The sequence below is a fragment of the Bacteroidia bacterium genome (assembly GCA_025056095.1).
GTDB lineage: Bacteria > Bacteroidota > Bacteroidia > JANWVE01 > JANWVE01 > JANWVE01.
Map to the genome: position 1 here is coordinate 1 of JANWVW010000073.1, position 12,157 is coordinate 12,157.

Below are 12,157 nucleotides of genomic sequence, written 5' to 3' on the forward strand. Positions count from 1 at the left end.
AGCGTCAGCGTAGCCCGTAGCACGCCGACCTTGTGGGCATGAGCGCAAGCGAAACGCCCACAAGGGCACGCCCAAAAAATAAAATTACTATCTCTTGACTAAAAATACGTTACCAACGTACAGAAGCATTCAATAAAAAATACGGAATAATACGGGGCTTGGGCGTTTGAAAAAGCTGACTTTCCGTAAAATTGATAAACAAAGGCACACCTACTTTCTCCTTAAAATAATACCGAGTAAAATACCACTGTAGCCAATTTTCAAAAGAAAAAGAAAACGTACTTTTTAAGCGCGCTTCTACACCCATAGTTGGACCTGTTTGAAAGTTGTTTTCTTTCAATAAAATAGCTTTGGATAAACCTGTACGCTCTTGCTTATATCCTGATTCATATCGCCTTTGCTGCAAAAAATGGTGATAGCCGAGATAAATACTCCACTTTTTGCTTGAAAATGTGCATTTATACGCATAGTCGTAGGTAAAAGTAGTGTCAATAGGAATTTCTGTAAATAGCTTCCAATTAAGTTTGCCTATGTTACGCCTGCTATACAAAACATCTACCTTATGCTGCCATTTGGGATGCATCTGCCATTGAAGATGCACTTCGGTACTGAGCAAACGCGTGCTACGGTCATTATTCTGCATCAAAGAAAAGTCATGCACATTGTACATGCTCCATTGCTGGTAAATTGCCTTAATCTCCCATTTTTTATTGCTCCACTCCGCATAAGGGGACATTTTAATGATGTATTGAGCGTAGTTTTCCTTACTCTGCTGTGCAAAAATGTACACAATGTGCCTGTAAATACCACTAAACAACAAACCTGCTTTGAAAGAACGCGAAATTAAGTATTTTATATCCTGCTCACCTGAATATAAAAGTACATCCCTGTCATCAAAATTATCTTTGCTGGGGGTATCAAAACGAAGTAATTCTCCAATAAAGCTGTGAGTAACAATACATTTTTTTCGAATAGTTAGTTGGCTGTTCCATGTCCATTGTGTGGTTTCTTGGGCATAATCTTTCAATTTTTCTTGATTGCGTTGAATTTGAAAAGTAGTAGGCGCAAGGTTAAGCGTGTTTTCTATATCAAAAGTTCGGTTTTCAACACTGTTTTTGAAACTAAAATCTACGTTAAAAAAATCTAACTTCCAAGATAAAGTACCTTGTAATTGATAAGCAAACTGTCTAAACTGACTGTTATTTCTTTCAGGAGTTAGGGTTTCGAGAGGGCGAAAATAGAATCTTCGGTTATGAATCTGTAAATAGTTTTGTGTGGAGAGAAAAATTCGCTTTGTAAGCTGATAGGTAAAAAAAAGGTCAAGTTGAGTGGAGTCGCTGCGGATTCGTTGAATGGATTTAGAAAAAAAGTCCTCTACTTGCCAAAAAGCATGCTGTGCAGCAAGATGAAGTTTGATAAGATCTTTTATAGGAATTTTATAGGCTAATTTAGCATTGTAGTTGAAATTGTTTCGTATTTGAAGGCTATAATATCGAGAGTTGAGCTGGGCTTTCCATTGTTGTTTGTCTTGTGTGGTTTTATCAAATTGAAGGAGCATACGCGTAGCCCAACCGTGATTTTTATATCTATCTCTTTGGTCATAGTTCCAACCTATGTCAGCTTGGAGCTGCAAAGAATCTAATGGCATGTAGTTAACACCTGTAAAAGCTTGGAATGTGTAAAAGTTTGTGGGCAGGTAATTTATGGTCTGTGAGTAATTTTTCCATTGTAGTTTTTTAGAAAGTATATGCGAATGTGAGAAATAGCCCGTTTGAATAGCTTGTACCCATTTTTGTGGCACAGTTGGATTGTATAGATTGTCTGTTTTTAATTGATATTCAAAAGTGTTTTTAGTGCGTAAAAAATGCTGATAGTACAGACTTTGGAATATGAAAGTGTTAATGTTTTGCCGTTGAGATTTAGACAAAACCCAAGCCGTATCTTTACTTTGCGAAAAAACAAGCAAAGTCCAAAAAATACCACTGACCAAAGTAAAAATACGCACTATACAAAAATACATCATAAAGTTCAATTTTAACAGCAGTAGTGCAAGTAAAATTTGATAGAGCGTTTGCATAAATTTTATACTTTTGCGAAGTATGAAAGCAGAAGATCGCCTTAAAATGTTATTAGAATTTCTTGACCAAGACCCAGATGATACTTTTACGCGTTATGCAATTGCTACTGAATACAATAGTTTAGGCGATATAGAAAATGCTCAAAAGCATTATGAGTATTTAGTAACTCACCATCCTGATTATGTAGGTACATATTATCATCTAGGAAAGTTGTACGAGAAAAAAGGGCTTACAGAAAAAGCCATAGAAACCTATCAAAAAGGTATGCAAGCTGCGTTAAAGGCTAAAAATATGCACGCCCATTCAGAATTACAGACAGCTTATAGAATTGCCGCAGGTTTAGAGTATGATGAATAATTGCAAGTTTATTGCGGCTTATGGTTCTGCGATAGGTATGTCGCATAAAATACACCAGCAGCCTATGCAAGATGCTTGTGGATATCAAACTTGGGAGAATGGTTGGGGAATTGCAGTAGTTTGTGATGGAGCAGGTTCATCGGGTTTTTCTCATATTGGTGCTCACTTGTGCGTGGGATTTTTAATTAAAGAATCTGCCAAAATTAATTGGGAAATTCTTGTAGAAAACAAAAGTCAGCTCAAAGAAAATATTTTCAATTTGTTAGTTAGGACATTGGAGTATTTGAAAGCCCAAAATTATCTTCTAGATAGTCTAAGCTGTACGGTTAATGCAGTTGTGTTTTCTACTGAAAGTTTGATTAGTTTTCATTTAGGAGATGGGCGTGCAGGTTATTGCGATGCAAAAGGAGATTGGCATGCTTTATTTGTACCGCATAAAGGTGAGGAAGCTAATCAAACTATATTTTTGACCTCACCTATATGGGTTCAAGAACCTGAAACGTGGTTAGAGGTACAAGTAATACAAGAGTCTTATACTGCTTTTTGTGTATTGAGCGATGGTTGCGAAAGAGCTTCTTTTGAATGTATGCAATGGAATCCAGAGAAAGGTATCTATGAGGATATCAATAAACCTTATCCGAAATTTTTTAATCCCTTAGTGCAGATATTAAGGCAGCTATATCAACAAGGTAAATCAGATAGAGAAATTTCTTTTATGTGGCAAGAATTTCTCAAATGTGGCAACCCTACCCTTGCGCGAGAGATAGATGATAAAAGTTTGATTTTAGTGTGCAAACCGTAAAAAGAGCAAAAAATTTTGAGATTTATACACTTTGCATATAACTTTGCACGCTGTTGTATTTAATTCAAATTTAAGTAGATATGAATCAAGGTGTCATTTATCTTATTCCCGTATTGGCTTTATTAGCACTAGGGTACATTTTCCTACGTTCAAAATGGATAGCTAAACAGGACCCAGGAGATAAGCGCATGCAAGAGATAGGTTCATATATTGCGCGGGGAGCTATGTCCTTCTTAAAAGCCGAATACAGGATATTAGCTATTTTTGTGGTTGTAGCTGCTATTTTATTAGGTATTTTATCATGGAATGACCCTACTTCTTCACCGTTCATTATTTTAGCTTTTATTGTAGGGGCATCTTTTTCGGGTACAGCGGGCTTTTTGGGTATGCGTGTTGCGACCAAAGCGAATTATAGAACTGCCCAAGCAGCCAAAACCTCTCTTGCAAAGGCACTAAACATTTCTTTTGCAGGAGGCGCTGTGATGGGGATTGGTGTAGTAGCGCTGGGTATATTAGGATTAGGAGCTTTATTTATTTTGTTTAACTACATGTTTAATAGCAACGGTGCCAACGGTAACCAACTACATAGAGTTTTGAATGTGTTGACAGGATTTTCTCTTGGAGCAGAGAGTATAGCTTTATTTGCACGTGTAGGTGGAGGAATTTACACAAAAGCAGCAGATGTGGGCGCAGACTTAGTAGGTAAAGTAGAAGCAGGTATTCCTGAAGATGACCCTCGTAATCCTGCAGTTATTGCTGATAATGTAGGTGATAATGTGGGCGATGTAGCAGGAATGGGAGCAGATTTATTCGGTTCTTATGTCAGTACTGTTTTGGCTACAATGGTTCTAGGTGCCTCTGTATTCGTTGTTGGGGATTCTTTTGGGGGTTTATCTACTACTATTTTGCCACTGGTAATTGCAGTATTAGGAATGGTATTTTCTATTGTAGGGACATTATTTGTACGCACTTCTGATGTCAATCCTAAACCACAAATGGCGCTTAACTTAGGTAACTGGGGAGCTATTATTCTGACTGTAATTGCATCTTACTTTGTAATCAACTGGATGCTTCCTAATAAGTTTATCGTAGGCATAAAAGAGTATACGCCTATGAACGTTTTTGGTGCCGTAGCCATAGGTTTGATTGTCGGTGCTTTGATTAGTATTATCACAGAATACTATTGCTCTATGGGTAGAAAGCCAGTGAATACAATTGTGCGCCAATCATCCACTGGACCTGCTACCAATATTATTGCGGGGTTAAGCGTGGGAATGTCCTCTACTTTCTTGCCTATTTTAGTGTTAAGTGTAGGAATCGTATCTTCTTACTATATGGCAGGTCTGTATGGAGTAGCTATGGCTGCTTCGGGTATGATGGCGACTACAGGCATGCAATTAGCTATTGACGCTTTTGGACCTATTGCAGATAATGCAGGTGGAATTGCTGAAATGAGTGGCTTACCAAAGGAGGTTCGCGAAAAAACCGATATTTTAGACTCGGTTGGCAATACTACGGCTGCTATTGGTAAAGGTTTTGCAATTGCATCAGCGGCGCTTACAGCATTAGCTCTGTTTGCTGCTTTTATGGAAACCACAGGCTTAGAAAAAATTGATATTTCTAACGCAAAAGTTTTAGGGGGGTTATTCATTGGTGGCATGGTACCTTATTTGTTTTCCTCTTTGGCAATGAGTGCCGTAGGCAAAGCCGCTAATAGAATGGTTGAAGAAGTGCGCAGACAATTCAGAGAGATTAAAGGTTTGTTAGAAGGTAAAGAAGGCGTAGAACCTGACTATGAAAAATGTGTTTCAATTGCTACTCAAGCTGCACTCAAACAAATGATTGCCCCTGGACTGTTGGCACTGTTAGTCCCTGTGATTGTAGGGTTTGCTGCGGGTGCGGAAGTATTAGGAGGTGTATTAGCAGGAGTAACTACTTCGGGCGTACTTATGGCTATTTTTCAGTCAAATGCAGGGGGAGCTTGGGATAACGCCAAAAAATCCTTTGAAAAAGGTGTAGATATCAACGGTAAAAAATACTTCAAAGGTTCTGATCCACACAAAGCAGCTGTGATTGGGGATACAGTTGGCGACCCCTTCAAAGATACTTCTGGACCTTCTATGAATATTTTAATCAAACTTATGTCTATTGTGTCTTTAATTATTGCACCAGCTTTGTCAAAAATGATGTAGTATTTATGAATTTCCGAATTTTTTGACGCCCTGCTTCACAGGGCGTCAAGAGTTATTTTACTTATTTTACCACTAAAACTACCTCAACTCTTTATACCTTTAAAAATCCTGCATAGTTCAATTTTGCATTTATGAAAGTACCTTTTTAGCTTTAAACAGTACGTCTTTAAGCCCCTGTGCATTTTTACCACCCGCAGTAGCAAAGAAAGGTTGTCCTCCCCCTCCACCTTGAATTTCTTTTGCAAGCTCTCTCACTATCTCAACTGCATTTTTTCCCCCTGCTACCACATCATCAGATAACATAACCGCAATTTGGGGTTTATTCTCAATATTCGCTGTAAGTACAATATACACACTCTTAAATTTATGTTTTAGGTCAAAGCAAATCTGGCGCATCATTTCTGTGGTATCTACCTCTACCTGTGCAAAAAGATAGTGCATTCCATCTTTTTGAATAATTTGTGTAGAGAGATATTCAACTAATACACGGACTTTGAATTGCTGTGCCTGTGCCAATTTTTGCTCTAATTCTTTGTTTCGCTCCATCAATTGTGCTACTGCTTTAAGTATATCTTTGGTTTTGAGTTGTTCCTGCAAAGTTTGTAGAGTTTTTTGATAGTTTTGTAAAAGTTCAACAGCATAATCACCTGTAACTGCTTCTATTCTTCGCACGCCCGCAGTGATAGAACCTTCGCTAATCAGCTTAAACAAGCGTATTTCCTGTGTGTTAAGCACGTGTAGTCCACCACAGAATTCCATACTAAATTTCGGATCAAAAGTTACGACACGCACAGTTTCTCCGTACTTTTCGCCAAAAACCATTTGTGCACCAAGTTTTTTAGCTTGCTCTATTGGGTACCAGCGAGTCTCTTGTTCTATACCTTGTTTTATTTTTTCATTCACTAATTGCTCAACAGCGTGTAATTCTTCTTCGGTAAGCTTACTAAAATGAGAGAAATCAAACCGAAGGTGTGTATCTCCTACATAAGAACCTTTTTGTTCTACGTGGTTACCTAAAACATGCCGCAGTGCAGCGTTGAGCAAGTGTGTAGCTGTATGATTAGCCATAATTCGTTTTCTACGTTGTACATCTACTTGGGCATGGAATTCTAAATGAGGTTTTTCAGGTAATCTATCTACACTGTGTACAATCAAGTTATTTTCTTTGAAGGTATCTAAAACGTGTATAGTTTCGTGGACAGAAGTTAAGGTCCCTGTATCTCCTATTTGTCCACCTGCTTCGGCATAGAAGGGCGTTTTTTGTAGTACTACTTGATATTGTACTTTATTTTTAACATTTACCGTACGATATTTTGCTATAAAGGTATGGCACTCGGTAGGGGCTTCAGTAATTTTATCGGAATTTTTGAAGTCTGGTTCATAGATTAAGTGTTCTACTTGTTGAATGTCTTTGAGAACAACCCAATCTCCTGCGGTGATTTTAGTGGCTTCGCGGGAGCGTTCTTTTTGAACTTGCATTGCTCTTTCAAAACCTTCTGTATCTACTGTTAAACCTTTTTCGCGAGCTAAAAGCTGAGTCAAGTCTAATGGAAAGCCGTACGTATCATACAATTCAAAAGCAAATTCGCCGTCAATCGTATTTTCTTGCGGATGATAACTTTCAAAAAGCTGAATACCTCTTTCTAATGTTCGTAAAAAAGCTCTTTCTTCTTCTTGTATAACCTTGATAATCAAACTTTTTTGAGCTTCTATTTCAGGAAATATAGGTTTCATTTGCTCGGCTAATGTGGCTACTAAAAGATACAAAGTAGGTTCTTTTCGTTGTAAAAATGAGTAGTAGTATCGTACTGCTCTGCGCAAAATTCGGCGTATTACATACCCCGCACCTGTATTTGAAGGTAATTGCCCATCTGCAATAGCAAAAGCAATAGTACGAATGTGGTCTGCTAGTACTCGTATGGCTATATCTTTTTTATTTTCTATTTGTCCTGTGTATATTTGATGCGTAACCTCTTCTATTTTTTGGATAATTGGCTTAAACACAGGTGTATCGTAGTTAGAGGTTTGAGTGTAGTTGGTTTCAATCGCATTGAGAACAGCACAAAGGCGCTCAAATCCCATTCCTGTATCCACATGCTTAGCGGGTAGGGGGACTAGTGAGCCATCGGCTTTGCGTTCAAACTGCATAAAAACGAGGTTCCATATTTCTATCACTTTCGGATTATCGCTATTGACTAATGTGTAGCCATCAACTTGTTTGCGTTCTTCTTCGGTGCGAATATCTACGTGAATTTCTGTGCAGGGACCACAAGGACCTGTAGCGCCCATTTCCCAAAAATTATCTTTTTTAGAAGCAGGTTTAATCCTATCTTCGCTGATATATTCTTTCCAAATTTCTTTGGTTTCTAAGTCAGGTTCAAGGTTTTCGGCAGTGTCGCCGTTAAAATAGGTTACGTACAAACGGTCTTTTGGAAATTTCCACACCTCTGTAAGTAGCTCCCACGCCCAAGCAATAGCTTCTTTTTTGAAATAATCTCCGAAGCTCCAATTACCGAGCATTTCAAACATAGTATGGTGGTAAGTGTCTACACCTACGTCCTCAAGATCGTTGTGCTTACCGCTGGCGCGTAAGCATTTTTGAGTATTTGCTACCCGACGGTACTTAGGTACGGTATAACCTAAAAACCACTCCTTAAACTGATTCATACCTGAATTAGTAAATAAAAGTGTCGGATCGCCTTTGATAACCATAGGTGCTGAGGGAACAATCTCGTGCTGCTTGCTTCTAAAAAAATCTAAAAATTCTTGTCTTATTTGATGTGCAGATTTCATATCACAAAAATAGTGATTTATGCCGCTACACTAAATAGATTTACTTCTACTAAAACTGCTTAGCTTATCTTTAGGCTATGTATTTAGATAGTAATTGCTTAAATTTGTAGCTTCATAAAAGATAACCTACATGCAAATTATGTACAATCAGGAAGAGTTTTTATCAGCATTATCTCAGTCTTACAAAAATTATCTGACCTTTGGAGCTAGAAGTATGGAGAAATTAAAACCTGTACATATTTTTAGCTCATACTCTTGAAAAAATTTTTGACAGTCAATTCAAAGTCCACCATGTTGGCAGTTTAAACAAAGAACTAACAGTTGAGGGCAAATACTATAATAATGATATAGCAGTCTGTTACCATGATAATCCAATTTTTTGTTTAGGATTTAAGTTTATTACTTCAAATTACAAGCAAAATGCAAATAATTACTTTGAAAACATGATGGGTGAAACTGCAAATATTCAACGGATGAATATTCCTTACGCACACATTATTGTGCTTCGTTATGAAACTCCATATTATCTCAAAAGCATGGAAAAACAGAAAGATAAGATACCCGTGAAAGTAGAAAGAATTGAAAAAAAAGATTTAGAAAAATATCTCAAACTTGCTTTTGATATACAGCAAGCACATAAACCATATATAATCGGAATTTTACTTGTTGACATAGATGAAAGTTCCTTAGCAGTAACAGAAGTGAAACCAGAATCTATTTTTGACAGTAAATTTGCTGAACTTATGAATAAGAAATTATCCATTTCAAACTTATTTAATCAAGTGAAAGAATTTGCAGAGTTTTATATTTCAAAAGTTTAGAAACTATGGCTTCCCTGACTAGAAAATACGATGATAAAAAATTACTAGGAAAAGTGTACACACCTGACTTTATTGTGGAAAAAATACTTAATGAAGTAGGAGTAAATAATCCTGCTTGTTTAGGTAAAAAAATTTTAGATCCTGCATGCGGTGATGGGCGTTTTTTAATGGCAGTAGCTCAAAGAATTATTCAATACTCACCCAAAGAAAAGGTCAAGGATAATTTGGCGTTTATTGAAGGCTGGGATGTGGATAGCCAAGCAGTTCAAAAGTGTATTGAAAAATTAAATAATCTTATTCAACCTCTGGGAATAGAAGTTAAGTGGAATATTCATGTTAAAAATGCATTTAGGGTCATTACTGACTATGGAATGCCGAAATTTGACTTTATTATAGGCAATCCGCCGTATATCCGAATACAACATTTAGACAAACAAGAGCGTGCTTTTATTCAACATTATTTTAAATTTTGTAAAAGTGGCTCAACAGATAGCTATATTGCTTTTTATGAGCTTTGCTACTATTTACTAAATGAAAACGGTATTTGTGGACTAATCACACCTAATACTTTTTTGTATAGCGAAACCGCTAAATACATGCGTAACTACTTTGCTGCTCACCAGAACATTTTTAAAATTATCAACTATCGACATTTACAGGTTTTTGATAATGCCACTACATACAGTGCAATTGTGGTATTTGGTAAAAAATCTTTGTCCCACCTGATATATCAACAAGCTAAACATTTAGATGAATTTGAAGAGCGGACTATTCCTTACACTGAAATTGTCAATCAAAAAGTATGGTCACTTTCTACTCAGCCTGTGCAGCAAGAAAATGGAGTAAAATTGAAAGAGATTTGCGATATTCACGTAGGAATTACCACTCTCTGCGACAAAGCTTATATCTTTTCTATTGAAGACATACCTAATGATTCTAATTATGTTATAGCAAATACTCGTCTGAAAGGTAAGATAAAAATAGAGAAATCTATACTCAAACCTATTATCAAAGCTTCTAAAGTTAAGCAGGACAGCCAAGAGATAAAAGAATTTATCTTATTTCCATACAAGAAAGTAAATGGTAAGCATAGAATTATAAGTGAAGAGGAGTTAAAACAGAACTATCCTTTGGCTTATGCATACCTTTTAAGTGTAAAAAACGAACTAGACAAGCGCGATAATGGAAAACCTAATCCTGTAGCTTGGTATGCTTTTGGACGCAGTCAAGGTTTGGATACTAGTTTTGGTAAAAAAATTTTGTTTTCACCCATGAACATAAAACCGAATTTTGTTTACGTACAGCATGAGGAAGCAACTTTCTACTCGGGGTACTGTATTAAACTCAAGGAGGGTGATAATTATCACTTTTTACTTGAACAGCTTAATTCAGAGCGGTTACTTAATTTTATTGCAATTTCTGCTCGCGATTTTAGAAATGGTTGGAAAGGATACAATAAAAAAATTATAGAAGAGTTTGTAGTCCGTTGGGAAAAATCATAACTCACTGAGATTTTATTTGCTTTGGTTAAGATAGTTGCACAAAAAACTCCAGTGCAAAATTCGTAATTTGAATAGATTAAGGGAACCAAAAAAGAATATTTTTTGTTACACTTTGGTATGAAAAGACATGCTTCAGCCGTTTGGAACGGCACATTAAAAGAGGGCAAAGGAACCATTTCTACACCTACCACTGTATTGAATAATACGCAATATTCCTTTACCTCTCGGTTTGAGGAAGGTATTGGAACTAACCCCGAAGAGCTAGTAGCCGCAGCACACGCAGGATGTTTCAGCATGGCACTAGCCGCCCGAATTACTAACGCAGGTATTACTCCCGAAAGCGTGGAAACCAAAGCCACTTTGGACATGAAAAACGACGGCGGTTGGTCTGTAGTGGGAGTGCACTTGGAAACTACGGTAAAAGCCCAAGGCTTGACTAACGAAAAACTTCAAGAACTTGCTGAAAACGCCCGTGCAAACTGTATTATCTCTAAGTTACTCAACGTGCCTATTACCCTAGAAGCAAAATTAGTGTAAATCTTTTTAGCACAACCACTGTTCCTGACCTTATTCAAAGAGAATAAGGTCATTTTTATTTGTAAAAATGCACTTTATTTTATAGACTACTGATATGATACGTCTAAACTTTGACCCTGCTCACAAATACCAAGAGATTCTTGACCGATACCAACTACTAGAAAAAATCAATCAAAATATCTCATTGGTTATATACATTGTAGATGTTTTTACCTTGAATTTACACTTCACTACTCGGCACACTGAAACTATTTTGGGCTACTCTCAACAGGAGATGCAAAACATGCCTCTGCAAAAAATGAAAAGTCTGTTTTACAAAGAAGATTTTAGCTTATTTATTCGCCAACTTAACCAAGCAAAAAAATGTCAAGATTATGAAGCAATACAGATAGATTGCCGAGTATTTAGAAAAGATGGCAAGTTGATATGGCTACAAAATAAAATTTTAGTTTTTGAACGAAATGCACTCAATAAACCTGTGAAATTACTTGGTATTGCGGAAGATATTACCCAACGAATTGAAATCATAGAAGCTCTTCAACAACGAAATAGACAATTAGAGGAGATAGCTTGGCTAAATGCCCACGAAGTTAGGCGCCCTGTGGCATCCATATTAGGCTTAATGAATCTTTTGAATAAAGAAAACCTTGCCCATCCAGATAACTATCAAATTATAGAATACTTGGAAAGAATGGTTAAAGAGTTAGATGTGGTAATTGGGAATATATCCATAGCGGCAAGTTTGCATAGAAAGAAATGAACCAAATTGAGCATTTTAAGGAAATCGAACAGTTTTTGAGTTTAATTTTGTAGTTTATGGTTTTTGCTCAAAAATTTGCTACAATATGTAGTTTTCTCAACTGCACATTCAAAGGTGCGTTTTAGCATAGTTAGAATGGGACTTGTTACGGTATTTGAGTTATGTTGAGTAATGAACTCAATTTATATTGCGTGAGGCATGCGGAGGGCGTGCGTTAGCACGGTGCGAAGCGAAGCGTAGCACCGAAGCGAAAGCGTAGCCCGAAGCACGCCGACCTTGCCCACACAAGCGCAAGCGAAGTGTGGGCAAGGGCAC

Annotated in this window: 9 protein-coding genes; 7 read left to right on the plus strand and 2 right to left on the minus strand. The window is 37.0% G+C overall.

What is annotated here, in order from left to right; translation table 11 throughout:
• Window positions 1-109 precede the first annotated feature (109 nt).
• Window positions 110-2,005, minus strand: coding sequence for a hypothetical protein (locus NZ519_07075; protein MCS7028515.1), 1,896 nt, complete (start codon window positions 2,003-2,005; stop codon window positions 110-112).
• A gap of 94 nt (window positions 2,006-2,099) precedes the next feature.
• On the opposite strand from NZ519_07075, the gene NZ519_07080 reads away from it, so the two are divergent.
• The 3 genes from NZ519_07080 (at window position 2,100) to NZ519_07090 (ending at window position 5,429) form a co-directional block, all read left to right on the plus strand.
• Window positions 2,100-2,435, plus strand: coding sequence for a tetratricopeptide repeat protein (locus tag NZ519_07080; GenBank protein ID MCS7028516.1), 336 nt, complete (start codon window positions 2,100-2,102; stop codon window positions 2,433-2,435).
• The gene (locus tag NZ519_07085; GenBank protein ID MCS7028517.1) at window positions 2,425-3,237 is read left to right on the plus strand and encodes a protein phosphatase 2C domain-containing protein; all 813 of its coding nucleotides are present in this window, start codon (window positions 2,425-2,427) and stop codon (window positions 3,235-3,237) included. Before NZ519_07080 ends, NZ519_07085 begins: the two co-directional genes overlap by 11 nt.
• 80 nt (window positions 3,238-3,317) lie before the next feature.
• Window positions 3,318-5,429: a sodium-translocating pyrophosphatase gene (locus NZ519_07090; protein MCS7028518.1), complete on the plus strand. Its 2,112-nt coding sequence runs from the start codon at window positions 3,318-3,320 to the stop codon at window positions 5,427-5,429.
• Window positions 5,430-5,558: 129 nt separating this feature from the next.
• Here the strand turns inward: NZ519_07090 and alaS are convergent, their stop codons facing one another.
• Entirely contained in the window at window positions 5,559-8,222 is a 2,664-nt protein-coding gene (gene alaS / locus NZ519_07095; protein MCS7028519.1) for an alanine--tRNA ligase, read from the minus strand.
• Between the two features lie 446 nt (window positions 8,223-8,668).
• Between alaS and NZ519_07100 the strand changes: the two genes are divergently transcribed.
• The 4 genes from NZ519_07100 to NZ519_07115 all read left to right on the plus strand — a co-directional run bounded on the left by NZ519_07100 (window position 8,669) and on the right by NZ519_07115 (window position 11,842).
• Window positions 8,669-9,043, plus strand: a complete 375-nt coding sequence (locus NZ519_07100) for a hypothetical protein (GenBank protein ID MCS7028520.1) — start codon at window positions 8,669-8,671, stop codon at window positions 9,041-9,043.
• A 5-nt stretch (window positions 9,044-9,048) separates the two neighbouring features.
• A complete protein-coding gene (locus NZ519_07105) occupies window positions 9,049-10,545 on the plus strand; it encodes an N-6 DNA methylase (protein ID MCS7028521.1) in 1,497 nt (498 codons plus the stop codon).
• 117 nt (window positions 10,546-10,662) lie between these two features.
• A complete protein-coding gene (locus NZ519_07110; GenBank protein MCS7028522.1) occupies window positions 10,663-11,082 on the plus strand; it encodes an OsmC family protein in 420 nt (139 codons plus the stop codon).
• A gap of 94 nt (window positions 11,083-11,176) precedes the next feature.
• Entirely contained in the window at window positions 11,177-11,842 is a 666-nt protein-coding gene (locus tag NZ519_07115) for a PAS domain-containing protein (protein MCS7028523.1), read from the plus strand.
• Window positions 11,843-12,157 lie beyond the last annotated feature (315 nt).

Excerpts from the sequence above, each read along its gene's own strand:
- NZ519_07085 (MCS7028517.1), top strand. The coding sequence starts at position 2,425 with ATGATGAATAATTGCAAGTTTATTGCGGCTTATGGTTCTGCGATAGGT.
- NZ519_07110 (MCS7028522.1), top strand. The coding sequence starts at position 10,663 with ATGAAAAGACATGCTTCAGCCGTTTGGAACGGCACATTAAAAGAGGGC.
- NZ519_07100 (MCS7028520.1), top strand. The coding sequence starts at position 8,669 with ATGGGTGAAACTGCAAATATTCAACGGATGAATATTCCTTACGCACAC.
- NZ519_07090 (MCS7028518.1), top strand. The coding sequence starts at position 3,318 with ATGAATCAAGGTGTCATTTATCTTATTCCCGTATTGGCTTTATTAGCA.
- NZ519_07105 (MCS7028521.1), top strand. The coding sequence starts at position 9,049 with ATGGCTTCCCTGACTAGAAAATACGATGATAAAAAATTACTAGGAAAA.
- NZ519_07080 (MCS7028516.1), top strand. The coding sequence starts at position 2,100 with ATGAAAGCAGAAGATCGCCTTAAAATGTTATTAGAATTTCTTGACCAA.
- NZ519_07115 (MCS7028523.1), top strand. The coding sequence starts at position 11,177 with ATGATACGTCTAAACTTTGACCCTGCTCACAAATACCAAGAGATTCTT.
- alaS (MCS7028519.1), bottom strand. The coding sequence starts at position 8,222 with ATGAAATCTGCACATCAAATAAGACAAGAATTTTTAGATTTTTTTAGA.